Source organism: Leptolyngbya sp. ST-U4 (genome assembly GCF_039962215.1).
GTDB lineage: Bacteria > Cyanobacteriota > Cyanobacteriia > Elainellales > Elainellaceae > Leptolyngbya_A.
In genome coordinates this window covers 935465-958529 of record NZ_JAMPKZ010000001.1, presented here as the reverse complement: position 1 = coordinate 958529, position 23065 = coordinate 935465, and the positions used below count along the sequence as shown (strand labels likewise).

Genomic DNA, 23065 nt, shown 5'->3' with positions numbered 1-23065 from the left:
GTCAATGCTGGGCGGAACTGAGCTGATTGTGGGTTCGGAAATTCCCCAAGATTAGGGATTTAGAGGGCTGCAGTACCTCAAATACGAATAAACTCGCTTAGTGTGTACCCAGTAGCCATTTAGGGAGAATTAGGGGGAGACTTAACCCCCTAAACTTCAACTCGCAGCCTGCTCTGACGCTCGCTAAAGACCTTTTTTCTTTTTGTAGAAGGGCACTCCAGCAGTGGTATGAAAATCTTCTTGTACCTTCTGGGTTAGTCGTCGGGAGACTTGGCGCACAATTTGGTTCAGGAGACGATCGCCTGTGGACTGGACTAGGGACTTGGGCAAAGCCTGGATGAAGCGGGGAAAGTGGAGGAACACTTGCAAATCGAGTTCCCATTCGACGTGGGTAATTTTGTCGGGGAGCTGTGCCCGCTCTTTTGCCGCAAAAAGCGACCGATCCGGTTCAATTTCGACAAGCTGAAGGGCTGCCTGAAAATCAACATCGTATCCGGGCGGTTCGTATCCTGGCACTGAAACCGTAGCAATGCGATAAATGCCTGCCTGCTGCGGCAGTAGATCGAGTCCGACTTTGGGTTCGACATCATAGCCAAACGCGCCAAATCGACCGACGGTAAGGGCATAACCTGTTTCCCCGATCGACTCAGACTGCATTGGATGAGCACAGCGCGGAAACCATTCCCGATGCTCATCCAGGTATTGGGCAACCATTCGCGCTTCGGCATACATTTCCATGCTGCTGGCAAACGTGCCATGAAAGCGGGTTGGCTCGCTGCTGAGGCAATCTTCGGTAGGACGACCTCGTCGGGAAAGCTGCTCCGCATTAAGGGAATGCCCTTCTGTCCGGTGGGCACTGGCTTCCAAAATCGGAGAAGCATCAATGGAGTAATGTTCTGCTGGGTTTGACTGCATACGCTCCGTTCCTGCGATAGTCCTGCAATCTTGGCTGTAGGTCGGCTTCTTTCTCGGCGCCTTTCAAGGAGGACGCGCTCCAGTTTTCCTCAGGGTTGCTTTCAACAATCCTGCCGATCGCTCTGACTGTAGATCTTAAACCTCAGGCAAACAGTCTGTCAGGGGAGAGATGAGACTAAAATCTTGTCTAGCATATCCTGTCCGAGTAAGGATGCCCTCGATCGATCTACGGATAGAAAGCTGGTAAGCATAGATTTAGCAGGGGCGACAGCGGAATGCATCCGCAAAAGCAGCGACTGATAGAGATTGTTAATTGCCAGTAACTGATTTACTGAATTTTCACTAAACTGGAGCAGCCAAGCCACAAATTTACTCTTGTAAAATTCTGAGGAGCCGGAGTTCATTATTTAAGGTCGATCGCTTAAATTCAGGATTTGACTCATTCATCAGGTAATTCGATTCTCTGATTCAATTGTTTGATTCGATCGACTCACTCAATCGTCTAATTTCTAGTAAAGGGGCAGCGTATGAAAGTGTTTGTAGCAGGGGCTACAGGTGAAACCGGACGGCGGATTGTGCAGGAACTGGTGAGCCGTAACATTTCGGTGCGAGCACTGGTGCGAAATCTAGATAAGGCAAAGCAAATTTTGCCCCCAGAGGCAGAATGCGTGGTGGGAGATGTGCTGGAACCAGAAACTCTGCGGACAGCGATGGCAGATTGTACGGTGGTGCTATCTGCGACGGGAGCCGCCCCCAGTTTTGACCCCACAGGTCCATACAAGGTGGACTATGAGGGAACCAAGCATCTTGTTGATGTGGCAAAGGAGAAGGGAATCCAGCAGTTTGTCATGGTGTCTTCGCTCTGTACCTCTCAACTGCTGCATCCGCTCAATTTGTTCTGGCTGATTTTAGTGTGGAAAAAGCGGGCAGAAGAATATTTGCAGCAAAGCGGCTTGAGCTACACGATCGTTCGACCGGGAGGGCTCAAAAACGAAGACAATACCGATGCGATCGTTATGTCTAAAGCAGACACGCTCTTTGATGGCAGTATTCCGCGATCGAAAGTCGCGCAGGTTTGTGTGGAGGCTTTATCGCAGCCAGAAGCAAAAAATAAAATCGTGGAAATTGTTGCCAAGCCCGACGCACCGGCTTTGTCCTATGAGGCGATGTTTGCGGGGGTGGCTTAGTGGATAGATTGGGAGATCGATCGGCAGGAACTCAAGGCAGCCCGACTAGGCTAGGATGGGAAAGATTTGTCCTGGTCAAGTTTAATTGAGCTGTGACTTCAAACCATCCTGAGTCTTCTGTTCCTAATTCTGTTGTTTCTGATTCTGTTGCTCCTGAGTCTTCTATTCCTGATGGCGTTTCAGGGCGATTGTCCCAGCGAAACAAAAAGTCTCCCTCTTCGGTTGGGTTGCTGCTGCGCCAGCTAACGGCAGGGTTAATTGCCCTGGGAACCGTCAGTATTCTCTGGAATGCTATTCCCTCAAAACCACGATCGAGCTTTGAGTTAGACGGCAGCAACTACCCGCCCCTCGTGAAGCAAGGCGGCGACCCCTACATCCGCGCTTTAATGCGAACGATCTCTGCGAGTGAATCGAACGGTCCCAAGCCCTATACGCTGCTGTTTGGTGGCGAACATTTTGAGGATTTTAACCAGCATCCCGATCGCTGTGTGCCGATTACAGTTGGTGTGAATCAGGGCGACTGCACCACGGCAGCCGGACGCTACCAGTTTATTACCACCACCTGGGAAGAGCAGGCAGAAAAATACCATCCTGATCCGTCTGGGCTCTGGTTCTGGCAGCACTACAGCTTTGAGCCACAGTATCAGGATGAGGTGGTCTATCGCTGGCTCAGCGACTCGGAAGTCTGGGGAGTGGATTTATCTGCGCTGCTGCAACAGGGACAGCTTTCAGAAGTACTGCAAATTCTTTCGCCCGTCTGGACTAGTTTGGGCTATGGAATTGAAACAAACGACATGAGCGATCGACTGCCGCAGCTTTATGAGGCGATGCTGCAAGAGGAACTGAGCGGCACATCGAGTTAAAAGTTCTTCTTTCCTATTAAAAGGTACTTGCTAGAATGCGGTTTTTAGAATACGGGTTTTTGTCAGCATAGGCTGTCGATTCTCGATCGTGTCCCGCATTGATTGCATCCCGCATTAATTCTCACGCTTGAGCTTCATATCTTTCCAGGGAGCTGAGCCTTTCACAGGTTGATGCCATGATTTCTGGTAAAAGTTCAGCAATCTCTTCTTGCTGACGATCGCCGATTGGCAGATGCACCGTAAACGTGGTTCCCTGGTGGCAGCCGTCGCTATGGGCTTCGATTGTGCCGTTGTGCAGTTCGACGAGCTGACGGACGATCGCAAGTCCGAGTCCTAATCCACCGTGGCTGCGAGTGGAAGAACTATCGGCTTGGCGAAAGTGATCAAAGATATAAGGTAGAAATTCTGGGTCGATGCCGATTCCCGTATCCCTGACGTGCAGCCTGATTATGCCATTAGCATTCGATCGAACCTGTAAGCTAACGTTTCCGCCTTCGCAGGTGAACTTAATTGCATTGGTGAGTAAATTCAAGAGAATTTGACGCAACCGCACTGAATCTGCTCTCACGCTTGCCACGGTCGGATCAAGCTGCACGTCGAGCCGGATCGATTTCACCTCGGCTTGGGGACGAATCGATTCTACGGTTGCCTCAATAAAAGAGGGTAGGTCGATCGGGTGAATCGACAGTTCAACCTTGCCGCGCATCAGCCTAGATACGTCGAGGATGTCTTCGATCAGCCGCACCTGAGCCTGGGCATTGTATACGATCGTTTCGAGTGCCCGTCGCATTCTAGCAGGCTCAAACTCCCGCTTCAGCAAGAGCTGCGACCAGCCCAAAATTGAGTTCAGGGGCGTTCGCAGTTCGTGAGAGACGATCGCTAAAAATTCATCTTTTATGCGGTTTGCTTCTTCGGCTTGCTGGCGAGCAACCTGAGCACGGATAAGTTCTGCGTTTTGAGCAATCAGTTGGGCTGCCTGATGCTGAACTTCGAGATTCTTTTTGAATAAATCAATAAAAACAGAGACTTTAGAAGTCAAAATGGTAGGTTCGATCGGCTTATATAAATAATCGACTGCGCCCAACGTATAGCCCTGAGAGCGCAAATCGTCGCTTTCCGCAAACGCAGTTAGAAAAATAATGGGAGTGTGCTGCGATCGACCGCGCTGACGAATGAGCCTTGCTGTTTCAAAGCCATCCATACCGGGCATCTGCACATCCAGCAGGATCACAGCGACATCATGCTGAAGTAAATATTTTAATGCGGCAGCTCCCGACTGCACTTTGACCAAGTTCTGCCCCAGGCTCTGTAATACACGCTCTAGCGTAACTAGATTTTCGATGCGATCGTCCACAAGGAGGACATTCACTTTCGATTCCGGCGTGATTAGAGAAGAAGCAGGAGTTGATAATACATGGTGGATTTGTTGAGTCATCCCTAATTTACCCTTGACAATCACGGTCGCTTGGTGATCAGGCAATTCTCCGATAGAGCTGTGCTTGAGGATCGAATAGCTCATAGCACTGCTGATACGGTGAAAACTTCAAGCTTTCCTGCTGTCCCAAGCCTAGAATCCCAAATCTCCCTAAACTGTCGTGGAATAACTGATGAATCTTTGCCTGAAGCTCAGAATTTAAGAAGGTTAAAACATTGCGACAGAGAATGACATTAAATTCATTAAAAGAAGCATCCGTCACTAGGTTGTGGGCTGCGAAGACAAGGTTCTCCTTTAGAAATGAGTGGACGATTGCACTATCGTTTCTAACTGTATAGTACTCCGAAAGCAGTTGTTCTCCCCCTGCCTGTTGATAGAGGAGTGCATACTCCTGTGTCCGTCCAAGGGTAAAAACGCCCGTTCGTGCTTGAGCGAGAGCAGATTCATTGATATCAGTTGCGTAGATGCGGCAGCGAGGATAAATGCCCTCCTCCCACAGTAGGATTGCCATTGCATACACTTCTTCCCCGGTCATGCATCCGGCATACCAGATCCGAACGGATGGATAAGTTCGCAGCAGCGGCACAACCTGAGTTCTAAATGCCAGGTAAAAGCTGGGGTCATGAAACATCCCTGTACGATTTGCAGACAGATTCAGCAAAAAACGCTCCATATAGGCACGTTCATGCAAAATCTTTTCTTGCAGTCGAGAGATGTTGGGCAGCTTGTCGGTTTGAATGAGATCTCGAATCTGACGTTTAATTAACGCGCTCGAGTAACTTCGAAAGTCGAAGCCATAGTAGCGATTCACTCCCTCTAAAAGAAGCTGAATTTCGAGATCCTCAAGTTCGGCAAGCTGCATAAGGACGGGCATAAAGGTTCCTGATAAAGCAGTTGGATTATTGGTGGAGCCAAACCCGAAGTACAGACAAGAGCTGATCGGTTTCAACAGGTTTAGTGATGTAGTCCGAAGCTCCCGATTCGATGCATTTTTCCCGATCGCCGCGCATGGCTTTTGCCGTTAACGCAATGATAGGCAGATGAGCGAATTGGGGAATTTCCCGAATGGCTTGCGTCGTTTCATACCCATCCATTTCGGGCATCATCACATCCATCAACACCAAATCAAGATCCGGGTGATTTTGTAATACGCTAATGCCTTCTCGACCGTTTTCAGCGTACAGAATCTCCATTTGATAGCGTTCTAATACACTGGTGAGGGCAAAAATATTCCGCACGTCATCATCGACAATGAGAATTTTTTTGCCTGCCAGCGTTGGATCTTGCTGCTGCGATCGTTCCAGCATTTGTCGCTGAAGGTCTGGTAGGTCTGCCTGAACCCGATGCAGGAAGAGGGCAGTTTCATCCAGCAGACGTTCGGGCGATCGGACATCCTTAAGAATGATCGTGTCAGAAATGCCTCGGAGTTCCCGTTCTTCTTGAGCCGATAGATCTTTTCCGGTGTAGATAATGATCGGCAAGTGGGCCAGGCTGGAGTCATGTTTAATCTGCTCAAGGAAGGCAAACCCATCCATGTCGGGTAGTCCCAGATCGAGCACGAGGCAGTCAAAGTGACCTGATCGCAATGTCTCAAGCGCTTCTGCACCTGTGCCGATCGCGGTAATTGCTACGTCGCTATTGCCAATCAGTTCAACCAGGCTTTGGCGTTGAACGTCATCATCTTCGACGATCAGCAAATTTTTCATCGGACGCTCGACAAACTCCTTAATGCTTGCCAGGGCGTTGAGCAATGACTCGCTGTTAACAGGCTTTTGCAGATACGCGATTGCTCCCTGCCGCAAACTGCGCTGCAATCCCTCTTCTACCGACATCATGTGGACTGGAATATGGCGGGTGTCAGCGTGATGCTTCAGCCGATCCAGCACCATCCAGCCATCGAGAACCGGAAGGCGAACATCGAGCATAATTGCGGTGGGTTTGAGCTGCTGTGCCATTTCCAGCCCGACGTTACCGCGAGTGGCGACCAGTCCCTTAAAGCCTTGCTGTCGTGCCAGATCTAGCAGAATGCCGGCAAAGTTCAGGTCATCTTCAACGATCAACAAGGTCAGGTCGCCCGGTTGAATAGAGTCTCGATCGTCTTCGATCGCCCGCTCGCGCATCAGTGCCATTGGTTCGGGCTGATTGCCTGCTGTCGCTGGTTGCCCTGCTGCTAGCACCGTGGAAGGTCGGACGATCGTGGATTGCAAGGATGAGGTAGCGAGGGTAGGAATCGGTAAACTCCAGCGTTCTCCCTCGCTTTGGGGCAGATAAAGCGTGAACGTGCTGCCGCAACCCAGCTCACTCTTAAGGCGAATTTCACCGCCTAGTAGACGGGTAATTTCTCGGCTAATCGACAAGCCTAAGCCCGTTCCCCCATACTTCCGGGAGGTTGTGCCATCTGCCTGCTGAAACGCTTCGAAGATGACCTGCTGCTTATCTGGCGCAATGCCGATTCCCGTATCAGTAACCGCAAAGGCAATTACGCGATCGGCACGATTCAGCGTTTCTTTATCAAAACTCCAGCCCCCCGTTGCGAGGCTTACGTTGAGGCTGACCTGACCCTGCTCGGTGAACTTAAAGGCGTTCGAGAGCAGGTTTTTTAGAACTTGCTGAAGCCGCTTGGCATCGGTGTACAAAGTGCGCGGCAACTGCGGATCAAAGTTCATCTGAAATTCGAGATTACGATCCTGGGCGACCTGGCGGAATGTGCGATCGAGGTGATTGCGGAAGTCATTAATCGACATTGGCTCTGTTTCGATTGACATCGTTCCCGACTCAATTTTTGCCAAATCCAGAATGTCGTTGATGAGTCCAAGTAAATCGTTTCCGGCAGAATAAATCGTACGGGCATATTCGATTTGCTTATCGCTTAAGTTGCCGTCGCTGTTTTCGGCAAAAAGTCGTGCCAGAATCAGTAAACTGTTGAGCGGCGTTCGCAGTTCATGCGACATATTTGCCAAGAATTCCGATTTGTATCTGGAACTGAGGGCAAGCTGTTCGGCTTTTTCTTCCAGCGATCGACGCGCCTGTTCAATTTCTTGATTTTTGCGTTCCACCTCCCGGTTTTGAACGGCTAATAGTTCGGCTTTCTCCTGTAATTCCTCGTTGGTTTGCTGAAGCTGTTCCTGCTGATTCTTGAGCAGTTCCTCCGAGGCTTTGAGTGACTGCGCCTGCTGTTCTAATCGCTGGTTGGTTCCCGTTAGCTCTTTCTGCTGGGTTTGCAGTTCTTCTGCCAGTGACTGCGACTGTTTCAGCAGTTCTTCAGTTCGCATACTAGCGGCAATCGTGTTGAGGACGATCGCAATACTCTCGGTCAACTGGTCGAAGAACGTTAAGTGAATGTCGCTGAACCGCGAGAACGAAGCAAGCTCGATCACCGCAGTCACCTGTCCTTCAAATAAAACAGGCAGCGCAACCGCATTCAGCGGGGTTGCTTCACCCAGTCCAGAACTAATTCTGATGTAGTCTGCTGGAACTTCAGTCAGGAGAATGCGCTCCTTTTCTAAAGCGCACTGCCCGATTAGTCCCTGTCCTAGCTCGAAGCGGTTGCCTAAGTGCTTGCGCTCTTTGTAGGCGTAGGTGCTGATCAGCTTGAGATAGGACGTGTGGGTTTCGTTGGCTTCCATCAGGTAAAAGACCCCGTGTTGCGCCGAAACCAGCGGAGCCAATTCGGACAGAATCAGCTTGGACACTGTTTCAAGGTCGCGCTGCCCCTGCAACATACGGGTGAATTTCGCCAAGTTGGTCTTGAGCCAGTCTTGCTCGGTGTTCTTCTGCGTTGTTTCGCGCAGGTTGGCAATCATCTGGTTGATGTTGTCTTTGAGGACTGCCACTTCCCCTTTTGCTTCGACGGAAATCGATCGCGTCAAATCGCCCTTAGTCACCGCTGTTGCTACTTCGGCGATCGCTCGCACCTGCGTCGTTAGATTCGCTGCCAGCTCGTTCACGTTATCGGTCAAATCGCGCCAAGTTCCCGATGCTCCCGGCACTTTTGCCTGTCCACCGAGTTTTCCTTCGCTTCCTACTTCTCGGGCAACGGTCGTAACCTGTTCGGCAAACGTTGCCAGCGTGTCAATCATTTCGTTGATAGTGTCGGCTAACGTTTCGATTTCGCCTTTGGCATCTAGCATCAGCTTGAGCTTCAGGTTTCCGTTCGCCACCGCTGTCACCACTCGCGCAATGCCTCGCACCTGGGCTGTAAGGTTGCTTGCCATCGAGTTCACATTGTCAGTGAGATCCTTCCAGGTTCCTGCAACGCCAATCACCTGCGCCTGACCGCCCAGCTTGCCTTCGGTTCCTACTTCCCGTGCCACCCGTGTTACTTCCGAGGCAAAGGAACTGAGCTGATCCACCATGGTGTTAATGGTGTTTTTCAGATCGAGAATTTCACCTTTCACATCCACGGTGATTTTCTTGGAGAGGTCCCCGTTCGCGATCGCCGTTGCCACTTCGGCGATGTTTCGTACCTGTGCGGTCAGGTTGCCTGCCATTGAGTTCACGTTATCAGTCAAATCCTTCCAGGTTCCACCCACGCCGCGGACGTATGCCTGCACCCCGAGTTTTCCTTCGGTTCCCACTTCCCGTGCCACCCGTGTTACTTCCGAGGCAAACGAGTTGAGCTGATCCACCATGGTGTTAATGGTGTTTTTCAGCTCCAAGATTTCGCCTTTCACATCCACGGTGATTTTCTTGGAGAGGTCTCCGTTTGCCACCGCCGTTGTCACTTCGGCGATGTTTCGTACCTGTGCGGTTAAGCTGCCTGCCATGAAGTTCACGCTGTCGGTCAGGTCTTTCCAGGTTCCGGCTACGCCTTTTACTTCCGCCTGCACGCCGAGTTTTCCTTCAGAACCCACTTCCCGTGCCACCCGTGTTACTTCTGAAGCAAACGAGTTGAGCTGATCCACCATCGTGTTGACCGTATTTTTCAGCTCCAGGATTTCGCCTTTCACATCCACGGTAATTTTCTTCGACAAATCCCCATTTGCCACCGCCGTTGTTACCGCCGCAATATTTCGTACCTGTGCGGTTAAGCTGCCTGCCATGAAGTTCACGCTGTCGGTCAGGTCTTTCCAGGTTCCGGCTACTCCGCGTACATCTGCCTGTACCCCGAGTTTTCCTTCAGAACCCACTTCCCGCGCCACCCGTGTTACTTCCGAGGCAAAGGAACTAAGCTGATCCACCATGGTGTTAATGGTGTTTTTCAGCTCCAGGATTTCGCCTTTCACATCCACGGTGATTTTCTTCGACAAATCCCCATTTGCCACCGCCGTTGTCACTTCAGCAATGTTTCGTACCTGTGCGGTCAGGTTGCCTGCCATGAAGTTCACGCTGTCGGTCAGGTCTTTCCAGGTTCCGGCTACTCCGCGAACTTGCGCCTGCACGCCAAGCTTTCCTTCGGTTCCCACTTCCCGCGCCACTCGCGTCACTTCAGACACAAACGAGTTGAGCTGATCCACCATGATGTTAATGGTGTTTTTCAGCTCCAAGATTTCACCTTTCACGTTCACGGTGATTTTCTTGGAGAGGTCTCCGTTTGCCACCGCCGTTGTTACTTCGGCGATGTTTCGTACCTGTGCGGTTAAGCTGCCTGCCATGAAGTTCACGCTGTCGGTCAGGTCTTTCCAGGTTCCGGCTACTCCGCGAACTTGCGCCTGTCCGCCCAGTTTTCCTTCTGCTCCGACTTCCCGCGCCACCCGTGTTACTTCTGAAGCAAACGAGTTGAGCTGATCCACCATCGTGTTGACCGTATTTTTCAGCTCCAGGATTTCGCCTTTCACATCTACAGTGATTTTCTTCGACAAATCCCCATTTGCCACCGCCGTTGTCACTTCAGCAATGTTTCGTACCTGTGCGGTCAGGTTACCTGCCATCGAGTTTACGCTGTCGGTCAAATCCTTCCAGGTTCCCGCTACTCCGCGTACATCTGCCTGTACCCCGAGTTTTCCTTCAGTTCCTACTTCCCGCGCTACCCGTGTTACTTCCGAGGCAAACGAGTTGAGCTGATCCACCATGGTGTTAATGGTGTTTTTCAGCTCCAGGATTTCGCCTTTCACATCCACGGTGATTTTCTTAGAGAGGTCTCCGTTTGCCACCGCCGTTGTTACTTCAGCAATGTTTCGTACCTGTGCGGTCAGGTTGCCTGCCATCGAGTTTACGCTGTCGGTCAAATCCTTCCAGGTTCCCGCTACTCCGGGCACATCTGCCTGCACGCCGAGTTTTCCTTCAGTTCCTACTTCCCGCGCCACCCGTGTTACTTCTGAAGCAAAGGAGTTGAGCTGATCCACCATCGTGTTGACGATTTGAGCCGTTTGCAGAAACTCGCCTTGCAGCCGTTTGCCGTCAATTTCGGTGGCGATCGTCTGCGTCAAGTTTCCAGTGGCAACCGCCCGAATTACTCGCGTGGTTTCAGTCATCGGCTGCACCAGATCAGTGATCAGCGCATTGACCGAGCCGATCGATGCCTTCCATGCTCCCTTCGCATTCTGGAGCGAGGCGCGTTCGCTAATTTTGCCTTCCTTACCAACCACCTGGCTAATGTGTTCCAGTTCAGTTGCCATGTGCTCATTCATCTCAATGATGTCGTTGAGCGTATCGGCGATCTTGCCTGCAATACCGGTCTGGTCGAGTGGCATCCGAGCAGAGAAATTACCCTTTTTTATTTCAACCAGCGTTTTGAGGAGCTGCTGGAGATCGAGGGTATCGGAATTGGGGGTGCGAGAAGCGGTGGTCATAGCGGGTGTAACTTTCGCGGTAGGTCAGGATGAGTACGTCACTGGCTAGAAGTCCTGCCACAGGCATACATCGATTCATTATCCCTGCTTCGTTCAGGTCGATCGCTTCTACCTATGGGCGTAACTTTGTCTTTACTCTACCTTAGGCTAGAGGACGCTGATTGAGGCGCAGCTATTATTTGTGATAGCCCAAATTTTAATTTCAACTCTGCTCTCGATTCTGCTCTCAAAAGTTTGCTCTTTCACTGCTGAATCAAAAGCTTAATCTTCGTTAGCGTTTAATTCATAGCGAAAAAAATTGGTGGCATGGATTAAGAGGAGGGTTGAAAAGCGATTGCTGTTACCCGAACCATCCCCGATACGGAATTAACTTTGAGGGGAACCGAGCCATCTCTCCTCACGCTCAAAGTTCCTCAGCATTTGGGGGTATGGGGACAACCCAGCACTTTTGATACTTTTTAAACATTCTCTTAGATTAAGCTAAGGACATAAAGCTGAGGAAAGTGCTCCCGATCGGTCAGCACTCGGTTTGAATCATTAAGCGAATCAAGGAATTGTTGCTTGTCAAATCAGCCTTTTAACGAAACCCTTAACACTGAAGATTTCAATCATCTGATTGAGGCTGTGGTCAAAGCGGTTTTAAAAGTCGGACAAACCCATGATTTAGAAGAGGCGATTGTGATTCGGGATGAATTGCATCGGCTTCCCGACACGCTGCTGACGGAAGTCTTAAATCAAGTCATCTTGCATTTGGTTCCGATCGATCCGCTGCTTTGTCGCTGGTTTATTATCGATGTTTTTCTGCGCGACGCTCCGCCAGAAGGGAGAGCAGATGTTGCAGAACGAATTAATCTGCTGCTGGCGGATCTCCAGTCTCCTCAGTCGGAATAGGCTCGGTAGAGTAGCGTCTTTAAGGATGAAAGCTTTAAGGATGAAAGAAAAACGCTGCCCCAATCACCACGTAAGTCGCTAACAGCAGCGTTCCTTCCAGCCAGTTCGATCGCCCATCGGCACTGACCGAATTGGCAATAAACACTGCCACTGCAACGGAAACCAGTTCAAACGGATTAAAGTTGAGATCCATCGGCTGTCCCCAGAAATAGCCTGCGATCACCAGCACGGGGGCAACAAACAGCGCGATTTGCAGACTCGATCCCACGGCGACTGAAACTGCCAGATCCATCTTGTTTTTCACGGCAACGACCACCGCTGTTGCATGCTCTGCCGCATTGCCAATAATCGGCAGCAGCACAATTCCGGTAAACAGTTCGGTCAGCCCTAGCTGTTTTGTGGCTTCCTCTAGGGAACCAACCAGTATTTCTGACTCGATCGCCACCAGAACGGTCACAACCAGCAGCACCCCCACCCATAGCAGCAGATTGGGTTTTTTGCCTTCGGGGACGAGTCCTTCTCCTTCTTCTTCGGCAATCCCCACATCATATAGATAGCTGTGCGTTTTCATCGAGAACAGCAGCGTGAGCAGATACACCGTGATCAGCGCAATGGCAACCACGATCGACAGCTTTTGCAGCGTCAGTTGATCAATGCTTGGAGAGGTATAGTCCACTGCCGTCGGCAAAAGCATTGCCACCACTGCCAAATTCATTGTTGAAGCATTAATGCGGGCGATCGTTGGCTCAAAGCTTTGTTCTTTGTGGCGCAGTCCACCCAGCAGCATCGAGAAGCCCATCACCAGCAGCAAATTGCCGATAATCGACCCCGTGAGGCTGGCTTTGACCACGTTTACAACACCGCTTTTCAGGGCAACCAGCGCGATGATTAGCTCTGTAGCATTGCCAAAGGTCGCGTTTAGCAAACCGCCGATCGAGGGCCCAGTGACGATCGCGATTTCTTCAGTTGCAGTTCCCATCCAGGCTGCCAGGGGCAGGATCGCCAGACAGGCACTAATAAAAATCACCAGTGCTCCCCAGTGCAGCGCGTCGGCAAGAACCGAAATGGGCACAAAGACAAGTAAGACAGTAAAGATGAGATTCTTAAGGTTCATCGGTTTCTCAAGAGGCTCCTGAGGGTTTGCGTGCAGTATTCCCAAGAATCATGGCACGCTTCAGCTTCACTCAGCCACCCACTCGCCCCCAATCCACCGCTCTGCTAGGCTGCCACCGTCTCCGCCTCAAACCACGATCGATCGAACTCACAGCCCAGGTGCTCTTGAATTCGCAAAATGTCGTGCTCGGCGTTGCCCAAACAGGTGGTTGCACCCGGAGAAGGCGTGATGTTGAACCGAATACCATTGCCCGGATCGATTTCTGCCTGTCCCAAAATCAGCTTGCGCTGGGTGCGATCGATTAACTGCGGACGAATGCCGCCCACGCCGCGAGCAAACTCCAGATCCTCAAGCTGCAACGAAGGCACAATCTTTCGCACATCCTGGAGGAACAGGCGGCGATCGACCACGGGCATTTCAAACGCCATGTTTTTGAAGATGTAATTGCGAATGTCCCGCACTTTGAACAAATCCCATAGCACTGCCATCACGGTTGAATCGAGCCGCAGCACTTGCAGGTAATCGAAGGCAGTTTTCCAGTCATATCGCTCCAGCAGGGGCATGGGCAGCGCAGTCGGACCAAAGCGCGTTTTGCCGGGAACCGTGACATCAGGATCGCCGTGAATCGCGGCAAAGGGCAGCTTGTCGTTCTGCACCGTGTAGACCTTACCGTTCAGCACTTGCGGCGTGAAGTAGAAATTACCCGCGATCGGCAGACAGGAATATTCCAGCCCAATGCCCATTTTGTGAGCAAACAGCAGGCTGTGTCCCCCTGCAGAAACCACAACAAAGCGAGCGGTCAGCGTTTCATTGGGCGTGACAATGCGGTAATTCGCTCCTGCCGTTTCGATCGCCTGCACTAGCGTACCCAGCTTCAGGTCGATCGTTTTGCCTTCGACGGTTTGCGCCAGCTCGACAAACGACTGCGATAGTGCCCCGTAGTTCACCGCGGTATATTCATCCTGAATCCCGATCGCCACCAGTTCTTCTGGTCGAGCTTGTCCATTGACCTGCACCACATGGGGTTCGACTTCGGCAATCTGGGATTTTTCGAGCAGACTCATTCCAGTGAAGTGGGGCTTGAACTGCTCGTATCGCTGCCGCAAAAATTCACACTCCTGGGAACCAACACCCAGCACCATCTTGGGAAACTTGTAAATCACCCGATCGCGCATCTCATCAGACAATTCTGCGCCGTAGCGCACTACCATCTGCGCCGATCGCCGCACTTTCAACGCCTTTTCCAGGCTGTAGTTGGTTTCAATATCTCCGCAGTGAATAGTCTGGCTATTGTTCGTCGCCTTGGAGTTTACTGCTGCCACGCCACTATATTTTTCAACCAGCGCAACTCGCTTCAGGTCGGTAAACTTTGCCAGCGAATATAGCAGGGCAGTTCCCGCAACGCCTCCCCCAATTACAACAACGTCATACAGTTGGCTGGTCATTCCGCTCTCGTTGGTTTCTACTCGGTTGATTTTTACTCTTTTTATTATTGTAGAGATTTTCCGATCGCTGCTCATCCGCAAACGGTCGGAGGTTCATAACATTTCAGCCTAGCATTCGAATCTGCCTAGCAAGCGAGCCATTCGATCGGCTCTTTGTCGTAATGTGCTGATTGCGGCTGTCAGAATTTGTAATCTTTCACGCTACCGTCCGTGGGGGGAATCGGCTACTTTTCAGATAGAGCGATGCGAAGCAGTTCCCCCTGAGCGGTAATCGTCGTTTCACTGTAAACGGTTTGGAGTGAATGCTAATGGATGCCCCAAAGCCCGAAACCGGAGCTGGCCCATTGTCTGCTTCATCGATCGACTCGGATGTGCCTGAGGCAGGCGGCGGATTTCCCATCATTCAATACTGGGCAGAAAAAACGCTGTCTCCAGAGGGTGTGAAACTGTGGCAGACCTTGACCCACAAAAGTGCCTGCCTCTCTTGCGCCTGGGGTACGGGCGGACAAAAAGGCGGCTTCACGAACGAACTGGGCGAAAAAGTGCAGCGATGTATGAAAAGCGTCGAGGCGATCGTTGCCGAACTTCAGCCCGGACTTACGCCCCATTTCTTTGATCAGTACAGTGTTGCCGAACTTCAGCGGCTCACTTCGCTGGAAGCCGATCGCCTGGGACGTTTAAGTTTTCCGGTGATTTTGCGGGCGGGACAGTCGCACTACGAGCGCATTTCCTGGGATGAAGTGTTTAACATTGCAGAAACGGCATTTCGGCAGCCGTCAGAGCGGGTTGCGTCCTACAGTTCCGGGCGATCGTCGAATGAGGCAGCGTTTTTGTTGCAGTTAATGCTGCGGGCAATGGGGTCGAACAATCTGGCGGACTGCTCGGATTTGTGTCATGCGCCTTCCACGGTGGGACTGAAGCAGATGTTTGGTTCCGGTACGTCGATGGTGAGTCTGGAAAGCCTGAAGCAGAGCGATTGTGTGGTGCTGATTGGCTCGAATGCTCCGGCAAACCATCCGCGATTGATGAATGAGCTGATTCAGATCCGCGATCGGGGTGGCAAGGTGATTGTGATCAATCCCGTGATTGAAGTCGGCTTGGTGAAATTCGCTTCGCCTGCTTACCCAATAAAGTCGCTTTTAAGCGGTGGATCAGAAATTTCTTCGCTTTACCTTCAGCCTGTTCCCGGCAGCGATACGGCTCTGTTGGTAGGCATACAAAAAGCCCTGATTGAGCAAAACCTTGTGCGGTGGGATTACCTCAAGGCACACACCGAAGGGTGGGAAGCGGTCGTAGATCAGGCGCGATCGACTTCCTGGGAAACCATTACCTCTATCTGCGGAATCGATCGGGCAGAAATCCAGGTTGCCGCGCAGATGATTGGTACTTCAAAAGCGGTCGTTTTTGCCTGGGCAATGGGCATCACCCACCATAGCAACGGCACGGATAACGTATTCAGCATCGCCAATACTGCCTTAATAAGCGGCAATGCCGGAAAACCGGGTGCAGGCACAATGCCAATCCGGGGACATTCTAATGTGCAGGGTTTTGGCTCGATGGGCGTCACAGTGCGCCTGCGGCAGGAAATTCAGCAGGCCTTAGAAAAACTGCTTGGACGATCGCTCAGTCGCGTTCAGGGCTACGATGCTCGTGCGCTGATGGAAGCCGCTGACCACAATCGAGTCGATATGCTGCTTTGTCTCGGCGGCAATTTTTACGCGGCAAATCCCGATCTGCATCAGGCAAAACGTGCCCTCGGCAACATCGACACCATTTTCTATGTCGCAACCAAGCCCAACCTGGGGCACTTCCACGGATTAGCGCGGCAAAACACCCTGATCCTGCCTGTCTTCAACCGCTTTGAGAATCCCCACCAAACAACCACCGAATCTGGCAACAGTTTCGTGCGGCTTAACGACGAAGGCAAAAGCCATTTGCACGACGCAGACCTGATCTCCGAAGTGGAACTGTTGACCGAAATTGCCCACCGTATTCACGGTACAAATCCCATCAACTGGCGCAAACTGCAGGACACTCGCTACGTGCGCCAACTCATCGCCCAAACCATTCCCGGCTATGAAGCGATCGCCTTGATGGACGACACCCAAACCGAATTTACGATCGCCAACCGGGTCTTCGATCAGCCCACGTTTGCCACTGCTTCCGGCAAAGCTGCAATGTTTACTACACCCCTTCCCCAACTCATGCTGCCCACGCTGCAAGACTTTGGAATTCTTCAGACGAAACAGGCAATGATCTTAATTTTGGGCACGGGCAGAAGCTACTCGCAGCACAACACCGTCGTTTATAAACCAGGAGACAAATATCGCGGAATGCCTCACCGCAACTGTATCTTGATGAATCGATCGGACGCAGCCAAAGCAGGGTTCGAGGAACACCAGCGCGTCACAGTCCAGGGCGATGCCGGAAAACTGGAAAATGTCGAAATTATCTTCGGCGGCATTCGAGCAGGCGCAGCAATGATGTTTTACCCGGAAGTGAATGTCATTTTTAAGGCAAAAATTGATCCTAAGTCAGGTACTCCTGCTTATAAGCGCGTTCCCGTGGCTGTTTACGCTGATGTTTCCTGAGTAACTTCCGTTACTTCTCCCAGAGCAATGATGTCTAGCACGTCACGAACATTTGCTATGAGAGGAACGAGATTAGGGAGTCTATTGCTGGGTGCTACGAGAACAATGACTGCTATTCCAGCTTGCTGCAAGTTCTGTTGATAACGTAAGTTCTGATCTGTCGTAAGCAGACTGGGAGTGAGACTAACCCTCCGCCTGGCTCTGCTCTGGCTTAACCTGCATCACAATGAGCGTCATATCATCATCATTGGTTCGATCGGCTCCCACAAAACGCTGTACCTGATCGAAGAGATATTCCAGGATTGCCTGGGGGGTTTCGCAGTGACGGCACGCCCACTGGAAATGGCGCATCAGATTTCCCTCGTCGAAGCGTTCGCCCTGCTGGTTTGACGCGTCGGTGAAGCCATCGGTGTAATAGATGATGGTGTCTCCGGGCTGAAGCTGAACCTTGTTTTCGTGGTATTTGCTGTCCATATCGAGTCCGATCAGCATTCCGATCGTGTCAAGGCGGACGATCGCTCCGGTGGCTGCCTGCCAGAGCAGGGGCGGGTGATGGGCAGCATTGCTAAAAGACAGGGTGCGGGTCTGCTTGTCGTACTCTGAGTAAAACAGTGTCACGAAGCGGTTAGAGTTCTCCAGATCCGCATACATCACATGATTCAGGTGCTGCAAAATCTTTGACGGCGAGTGGGCGTTGAGCACTTCTGCCCGCAGCATTCCCCGCAGCATGGTCATAATCAGTCCGGCGGGAACCCCCTTGCCCATCACATCGCCGATCGCCACACTCCACTTATCTGACTCGATTTGTCCCGATTTTGTTTTGCGAATCTGGTCATACTTCGCCGGGATGAAATCGTAATAGTCACCGCCTACCCGGTTTGCGGTTTTGCACCGGGCCGCCAGCGATAGACCGTCGATCATCGGACACTGGCGCGGCAAAAGCTGATACTGAATTTCTGCGCCGATTTCGAGTTCGCGATCGAGCCTTTCTTTTTTCCGCAGTTCGACCGTGAGTTCGTCGTTTTCGATCGCTACGGCGGTTTGGTCAGCGACCAGGCGCACCAGCTTTTGGCGGGTTTCTGTCCAGGTGTAGTCGGGGTCGCGGCTGAAAACATAGAGCCTGCCTCGCTCCACGTTTTTCGTCAGAATTGCCGTGCCAAAAAGCTGAACCGAGGTTCCTAAGAAATGATTAACGTGATAATCCAGCGTCGCAGTGCGGTTCGGAATTGCAGTGATTTTGCCGTTGTAGTGGGCATTAGCGACCGCCGTGAGCTGACGGGTTGCAGTCTCGATCGCCACCTTTACATCCTGGCACTGATTGTCTTGACAGTGAAGCCGCTCCAGCCGCATTTGACCGTTAGGCTTAAACAGCACCAGCGCACCCCCATCGGCATCGGTAACTCTTGCCGCAATCAGGGGCGTCAGTTCGAGAAACTGGTTCAGGTTTTTGAAACTGCGAAGCGCAAACCCTAGCGAACTCAGCAAGTCCTGGATTTTGTTTTGCTCCCGGTGCAGCCGCGAAACCAGCTCCTTCAGCGCAAAGACAGGCGTAATGTCTGCTGGCGACGAGGAGCCACCAGGGAAGTCAGACGATTGGGAGGGCTGGCGAGGAGCAGGCACAGCAGTCATGAACTTGGGGAATCTGTGAAAGGAGTAATGACCGGAAAGAAGAGAATTGAAGCGGTAAATTTAGCGGAGCAGGTTTAGTTGGAGGAGGCAAGAAATCAAGGGAGTTCCAAGATAAGGGGAATTGGGGGGTAGCGACAGCATTGGGATAAATTCTAACGAATGCTTGCTCAATTACTATACGGATTTCCCGATTTTCATGGGATTTATCGTTTTGGTGAGTTTAAGCGGGAGAAAACTCTATCAGTAGTGATGTTTCATCCCATTCTTGCTACCGTTGGAGTAGCCGTGCCCCAGCCTGGAACTAGAATCGATCGCCAGATTCAGATTGATTTGCTAAAAGCGATCGCCGTAAGAGGATGGAGCGCTGGTTAAAACCTGGGTGGAAGTGCCTCAAATCAGCAAGCAGCAACCCTTCTGCATCAATTGAGCTGGAACGACCCTAAAGTGCCCATTCTCACTTCCCTTCAATCAAAGAATTATCAAGAATCGTCAAGATATTTTGTGAGCAGTAAAAAGCTCTCCAGAGTAAGGAGCAGATAATGCGATGACTCAAGACCCTCCTGCAAACGATTTGATGTTTCATGATACAGGCGATCTGCTCGATCGGCACACGATGCAGCGATGTCTTGAGCTAGCGCGACAAGCCAGGGGACAAACTGCGCCGAATCCGATGGTGGGTTCGGTCGTCGTGCAAGACGGGGAAATTGTGGGGGAAGGGTTTCATCCAGGAGCCGGACAGCCCCATGCGGAAGTATTTGCCCTGAGAGCGGCAGGCGATCGAGCCGAGGGAGCAACAGTGTATGTCAACCTGGAGCCGTGCAGCCACTTTGGACGCACTCCGCCTTGTGCTGATGCTCTGATTGCCGCCAAAGTGAGCCGAGTCGTGGTGGGGATGATTGACCCCAATCCTAAAGTGTCAGGGGCGGGAGTCGATCGCCTGCGAAATGCCGGAATCGACGTGGTGGTAGGCGTGGAAGAAGCTGCCTGTCGCCAACTCAATGAGGCATTTATCTATCGCATTCTGCATCAGCGTCCGCTGGGAACTTTAAAGTATGGGATGACGCTAGACGGCAAGATTGCCACTACCACCGGACACAGTGCTTGGATCACCAGACCCGAATCGCGGCAGCAGGTGCATTTCCTGCGGGCAGGCTGTGATGCAGTGATTATCGGCGGCAACACAGTTCGGCAGGATAATCCTTTGCTGACCAGCCACGGACAGGGACACAATCCGCTGCGGGTGGTGATGAGCCGATCGCTCGACCTCCCCAGAGTCGCCCAACTCTGGAAGATGACAGAAGCCCCCACCGTTGTTTTTACCGAAGCCGGAGCAAAGCCAGATTTTCAGCAGTTCCTGAGCGATCGCGGCGTAGAGGTGGTCGAAGTGCCCAATCTTTCTCCGGCTGCGGTAATGGCAAATTTATTCGATCGCGGCTTCCTCTCGGTGCTGTGGGAATGCGGCGGTACGCTGGCGGCGGCTGCCATTCGAGACGGGTCAGTGCAAAAAATCCTTGCCTTTATTGCCCCCAAGCTGATTGGCGGTGCGGCGGCTCCTTCTCCGGTCGGCGATCTGGGCTTCGAGCGAATGACCGAGGCGATCGAGCTAGAAGACGTGAAGTGGCAGGCGATACAGAGCAGTTCCCCCGATGGGGTAATCGGGTCTGATCTGCTGGTAGAGGGCAGGATTAAAAGATCGCTTACGTCCTAGGCTGGGGGAGAGGCAGGCGATTCAAAAGGTTCCTATTCGTCGTTGTTGTTTTCGCCGTCTTCGTTGTCTTCGTTTTCATCTTCGTCCTGGTCAGTCACCTTACCCGGTACGTTATTGTCTTCTTCATCGTCCGTGATCTGGGTTGGAGCTGCTCCGGGCTGTTGCAGTCCGCCTTCTTGTTCGGCAGAGCCGCCGCAGCTTGCTAGGGTCAGGCTCAGTCCAGCCACGATCGGCAGTCCCAGTATGAATAGATTCCGTTTCATTAGTCCCAATCTCCCATGCGCTTCATCAGCTTAACTTTGACAGAAGATTGCTGATTAAGACTTGTACTTCTGGATAGAAAGAGTAAAAGAGTATAAGTATTTTTAATGAACTGCATCGAATTTGCTCAGTGCTGTCTGATTCGCTTCACGTAAACTCGATCGCATCTTGCCGTTTCAACGCCTGTCGTAGCCTGATAACCGCTGTTTTCGTAAAGCTGAACTGCCTCCTTCAGCACGGTTGCCGTTTCGATCCAGATTTCCTCATAGCCCTGGGTGACGATCGTGGCTTCTAACGCTTGCAGCAAAAACCGTCCGAGCCCCTGTCCCCGCACTGCGGGAAGCAAATACATTTTGCGAATTTCAACCGCCTGGTTCCCCCTGGCGATCGGATAAAAGGCAGCAGTCCCCACGAGGCGATCCGCTTGCTCGACCACCCAAAATTCGCCCCCGGTTTTCCAGTAGGCTTGCTCCACGTTCAGCACATCCTGATCTGCCCCACAGGGTTCACATCCCAGCCCGTACTCGGTGAGAACAGAAGCAATCAGATCGGCGGCAGTTTGGCGATCGGCAGGTTGCCAGTTGCGGATGCAAAAAGTGCGATAAAAGCGATCCATAAAAGCAGTGAACCGACTGTGCGACTTATGTATCTGTGCGACTTATGTATCTGTGCGACTTATGTATCTGTGTGACTTGTGCATCACTCCTAGAAGATGAGCGGACGTGAGCGGCTGATTTATTGGATTAGACCCGATGCCTATTCCACGGGAAATCTAGAGGTTCAGCATTAAGCAACACAGCGCGTTATGGGTTCGCTAGCATTTGCTCGATCGCTTCAATTTGAGTCGGCAAAGCAGCCGTCAGCACCTCAGAGCCGTTTTCGGTTACTAGCACATCATCCTCAATCCGAATTCCCCGCACGTCGGCAAACTGATTGAGCCGCTCCCAGTTCACCACATTCCGGTAGGTTTCACGCCGCTCTGGGTCATTGAGAATTGCCGGAACTTGATAGAAGCCGGGTTCGATCGTCACTGCCATGCCGGCCTGCAAGGTTCGATCGAGCCGTAAATAGCCCAAGCCAAACCGATCGCTGCGAGTTCTTCCAGGCGCATAACCTGCCAGATCGCCGAGGTCTTCCATGTCATGCACATCCAGTCCGAGCAGATGCCCAATCCCGTGCGGAAAGAACAGCGCGTGGGCATCCTGTTCCACCAAATCTTCGGGTTGACCTTTGAAAATGCCCAGTTCGACCAGTCCTTCTGCCAGCACCTTTGCGCCTAGCAGATGAATCGATCGATATTCCACCCCCGGACGAACTGCCTCAATACAGCGATCGTGCGCTGCCAGTACCACCTGATACAGATCGCGCTGTGTCGGTGAGAATTTGCCCGAAACTGGCCAGGTGCGTGTAACATCCGATGCCCAGCCGGACTCCGCCTCTGCGCCCACGTCTGCCAGCAACAAATCGCCGGGTTTCAAAGGATGGTGATAGCGATCGTTGTGCAGCACTTCGCCCTGAACCGTGACAATACTGCCGTAAGCCGGGGTCATATTGTGCGATAGAATCACGCTTTCCATCACAGCGCGAACCTGTGCCTCATTTTTTGCCTGACGCGTGGCGATTATGCCTGCCCAATGTGCCTCAACGCTGACGGCTGCGGCTTTACGCAGTTCGGCAATTGCCCCCGCATCGTGGATCAGCCGGATCTGGACGATCGCTTCTGCCAGCAATCGATCGCGCTCTTGAAGCTGGTTTGTCGAAGCTATCATGCGATCGAGGATCTGGGACTGCTGAAGCTGAGTGGCAGCATCTTGCACGGGAATCGTCGCCGCATCGTGAACTCTGGATTGAAGCTTCGCGAACGGATAGGCAGCATCTGCGCCAATTTGGGCCGCTAGCTCATCCCGGCGCACCGTTTCTCCATGCCAGAGGATGCTTGCCGGGGTAGGGTCATCGACAAACAGTTCCAGTCTGCCGCCCTCCAGCCGAATCGCCGCATTCTCGATCGGCATCCCTGCAAAGTAAAGAAAATGGCTGCTGGCGCGAAACGGAAAGTGATTTGCCGGAAAATTGCGCGAACTCTGCCGCCCAGACCATAGGACAACCGGAAAATTAACCTGCTGAGCAAGCTGCTGTCTCCGCTGACGCAGAATTTTTGGGAGCGAGGGAAGGAGCGTTTGCATGAATTAAGGCAGTGTTGAAGAAAAATCTAAATTCCATAGGATAATCTTATCCCTTTAGACTATTGCCAACTGCTACCGACAGTTAGACACTGTAGTTGAGGAAAAATGGTGT

Annotated in this window: 16 protein-coding genes and 1 pseudogene; 6 read left to right on the top strand and 11 right to left on the bottom strand. The window is 51.9% G+C overall.

From position 1 onward, the window contains the following. Positions 1-183: 183 nt before the first annotated feature. Positions 184-915: a DUF1997 domain-containing protein gene (locus NDA02_RS04160; RefSeq protein ID WP_190793429.1), complete on the bottom strand. Its 732-nt coding sequence runs from the start codon at positions 913-915 to the stop codon at positions 184-186. Between the two features lie 527 nt (positions 916-1442). Here NDA02_RS04160 and NDA02_RS04155 point away from each other — a divergent pair. Both NDA02_RS04155 and NDA02_RS04150 read left to right on the top strand, forming a co-directional pair. Beyond that, entirely contained in the window at positions 1443-2102 is a 660-nt protein-coding gene (locus NDA02_RS04155; RefSeq protein ID WP_190793428.1) for an SDR family oxidoreductase, read from the top strand. A gap of 92 nt (positions 2103-2194) precedes the next feature. Continuing rightward, entirely contained in the window at positions 2195-2965 is a 771-nt protein-coding gene (locus tag NDA02_RS04150; RefSeq protein WP_347277907.1) for a glycoside hydrolase family protein, read from the top strand. Between the two features lie 121 nt (positions 2966-3086). On the opposite strand, the gene NDA02_RS04145 is transcribed toward NDA02_RS04150, so the two are convergent. The 3 genes from NDA02_RS04145 to NDA02_RS04135 are packed head-to-tail and all read right to left on the bottom strand — an operon-like array spanning position 3087 to position 11131. Next, the gene (locus NDA02_RS04145; RefSeq protein WP_242067490.1) at positions 3087-4484 is read right to left on the bottom strand and encodes an ATP-binding protein; all 1398 of its coding nucleotides are present in this window, start codon (positions 4482-4484) and stop codon (positions 3087-3089) included. Beyond that, positions 4438-5274, bottom strand: coding sequence for a CheR family methyltransferase (locus NDA02_RS04140; protein ID WP_242067489.1), 837 nt, complete (start codon positions 5272-5274; stop codon positions 4438-4440). Before NDA02_RS04140 ends, NDA02_RS04145 begins: the two co-directional genes overlap by 47 nt. Positions 5275-5299: 25 nt before the next feature. After that, the gene (locus tag NDA02_RS04135) at positions 5300-11131 is read right to left on the bottom strand and encodes a HAMP domain-containing protein (RefSeq protein ID WP_348248751.1); all 5832 of its coding nucleotides are present in this window, start codon (positions 11129-11131) and stop codon (positions 5300-5302) included. A 561-nt stretch (positions 11132-11692) separates the two neighbouring features. On the opposite strand from NDA02_RS04135, the gene NDA02_RS04130 reads away from it, so the two are divergent. Next, complete coding sequence (locus tag NDA02_RS04130; protein ID WP_190793426.1) at positions 11693-12022, top strand: hypothetical protein; 330 nt, start codon at positions 11693-11695, stop codon at positions 12020-12022. A gap of 34 nt (positions 12023-12056) precedes the next feature. Here NDA02_RS04130 and cax read toward each other — a convergent pair whose 3' ends face one another. Both cax and NDA02_RS04120 read right to left on the bottom strand, forming a co-directional pair. Continuing rightward, positions 12057-13136, bottom strand: coding sequence for a calcium/proton exchanger (gene cax, locus NDA02_RS04125; RefSeq protein ID WP_190793425.1), 1080 nt, complete (start codon positions 13134-13136; stop codon positions 12057-12059). Positions 13137-13240: 104 nt separating this feature from the next. After that, positions 13241-14581 (bottom strand): FAD-dependent oxidoreductase, encoded by a 1341-nt coding sequence (locus NDA02_RS04120; RefSeq protein WP_190793424.1) that lies wholly within the window; start codon positions 14579-14581, stop codon positions 13241-13243. A gap of 308 nt (positions 14582-14889) precedes the next feature. Here NDA02_RS04120 and NDA02_RS04115 point away from each other — a divergent pair, with 308 nt between their 5' ends. Next, positions 14890-17172, top strand: a complete 2283-nt coding sequence (locus NDA02_RS04115; RefSeq protein ID WP_190792168.1) for an FdhF/YdeP family oxidoreductase — start codon at positions 14890-14892, stop codon at positions 17170-17172. Here NDA02_RS04115 and NDA02_RS04110 read toward each other — a convergent pair. Both NDA02_RS04110 and NDA02_RS04105 read right to left on the bottom strand, forming a co-directional pair. Then, positions 17154-17342 (bottom strand): annotated as a pseudogene (locus NDA02_RS04110) (hypothetical protein); the annotation flags it as partial. The gene NDA02_RS04115 and the pseudogene NDA02_RS04110 overlap by 19 nt on opposite strands. Before the next feature lie 13 nt (positions 17343-17355). After that, a complete protein-coding gene (locus tag NDA02_RS04105) occupies positions 17356-18801 on the bottom strand; it encodes a PP2C family protein-serine/threonine phosphatase (RefSeq protein WP_190792169.1) in 1446 nt (481 codons plus the stop codon). A 159-nt stretch (positions 18802-18960) separates the two neighbouring features. Here NDA02_RS04105 and NDA02_RS04100 point away from each other — a divergent pair, with 159 nt between their 5' ends. Both NDA02_RS04100 and ribD read left to right on the top strand, forming a co-directional pair. Continuing rightward, positions 18961-19173, top strand: a complete 213-nt coding sequence (locus tag NDA02_RS04100; protein ID WP_190792170.1) for a hypothetical protein — start codon at positions 18961-18963, stop codon at positions 19171-19173. Between the two features lie 202 nt (positions 19174-19375). After that, positions 19376-20509, top strand: coding sequence for a bifunctional diaminohydroxyphosphoribosylaminopyrimidine deaminase/5-amino-6-(5-phosphoribosylamino)uracil reductase RibD (gene ribD, locus NDA02_RS04095; protein WP_199296572.1), 1134 nt, complete (start codon positions 19376-19378; stop codon positions 20507-20509). Between the two features lie 32 nt (positions 20510-20541). Here ribD and NDA02_RS04090 read toward each other — a convergent pair whose 3' ends face one another. From NDA02_RS04090 to NDA02_RS04080, 3 genes are all read right to left on the bottom strand, one after another. Next, a complete protein-coding gene (locus NDA02_RS04090; protein ID WP_190792172.1) occupies positions 20542-20772 on the bottom strand; it encodes a hypothetical protein in 231 nt (76 codons plus the stop codon). A 125-nt stretch (positions 20773-20897) separates the two neighbouring features. After that, positions 20898-21386: a GNAT family N-acetyltransferase gene (locus tag NDA02_RS04085; RefSeq protein WP_190792173.1), complete on the bottom strand. Its 489-nt coding sequence runs from the start codon at positions 21384-21386 to the stop codon at positions 20898-20900. A gap of 187 nt (positions 21387-21573) precedes the next feature. Continuing rightward, positions 21574-22953: an aminopeptidase P family protein gene (locus NDA02_RS04080; protein ID WP_190792174.1), complete on the bottom strand. Its 1380-nt coding sequence runs from the start codon at positions 22951-22953 to the stop codon at positions 21574-21576. Positions 22954-23065: the final 112 nt, after the last annotated feature.

What these genes read in the sequence shown, in the direction of transcription:
- NDA02_RS04160 (WP_190793429.1), bottom strand. Translation starts at nt 915, where the DNA reads ATGCAGTCAAACCCAGCAGAACATTACTCCATTGATGCTTCTCCGATT.
- NDA02_RS04155 (WP_190793428.1), top strand. Translation starts at nt 1,443, where the DNA reads ATGAAAGTGTTTGTAGCAGGGGCTACAGGTGAAACCGGACGGCGGATT.
- NDA02_RS04145 (WP_242067490.1), bottom strand. Translation starts at nt 4,484, where the DNA reads ATGAGCTATTCGATCCTCAAGCACAGCTCTATCGGAGAATTGCCTGAT.
- NDA02_RS04140 (WP_242067489.1), bottom strand. Translation starts at nt 5,274, where the DNA reads ATGCCCGTCCTTATGCAGCTTGCCGAACTTGAGGATCTCGAAATTCAG.
- NDA02_RS04135 (WP_348248751.1), bottom strand. Translation starts at nt 11,131, where the DNA reads ATGACCACCGCTTCTCGCACCCCCAATTCCGATACCCTCGATCTCCAG.
- cax (WP_190793425.1), bottom strand. Translation starts at nt 13,136, where the DNA reads ATGAACCTTAAGAATCTCATCTTTACTGTCTTACTTGTCTTTGTGCCC.
- NDA02_RS04120 (WP_190793424.1), bottom strand. Translation starts at nt 14,581, where the DNA reads ATGACCAGCCAACTGTATGACGTTGTTGTAATTGGGGGAGGCGTTGCG.
- NDA02_RS04115 (WP_190792168.1), top strand. Translation starts at nt 14,890, where the DNA reads ATGGATGCCCCAAAGCCCGAAACCGGAGCTGGCCCATTGTCTGCTTCA.
- NDA02_RS04105 (WP_190792169.1), bottom strand. Translation starts at nt 18,801, where the DNA reads ATGACTGCTGTGCCTGCTCCTCGCCAGCCCTCCCAATCGTCTGACTTC.
- NDA02_RS04100 (WP_190792170.1), top strand. Translation starts at nt 18,961, where the DNA reads ATGCTTGCTCAATTACTATACGGATTTCCCGATTTTCATGGGATTTAT.
- ribD (WP_199296572.1), top strand. Translation starts at nt 19,376, where the DNA reads ATGTTTCATGATACAGGCGATCTGCTCGATCGGCACACGATGCAGCGA.
- NDA02_RS04090 (WP_190792172.1), bottom strand. Translation starts at nt 20,772, where the DNA reads ATGAAACGGAATCTATTCATACTGGGACTGCCGATCGTGGCTGGACTG.
- NDA02_RS04085 (WP_190792173.1), bottom strand. Translation starts at nt 21,386, where the DNA reads ATGGATCGCTTTTATCGCACTTTTTGCATCCGCAACTGGCAACCTGCC.
- NDA02_RS04080 (WP_190792174.1), bottom strand. Translation starts at nt 22,953, where the DNA reads ATGCAAACGCTCCTTCCCTCGCTCCCAAAAATTCTGCGTCAGCGGAGA.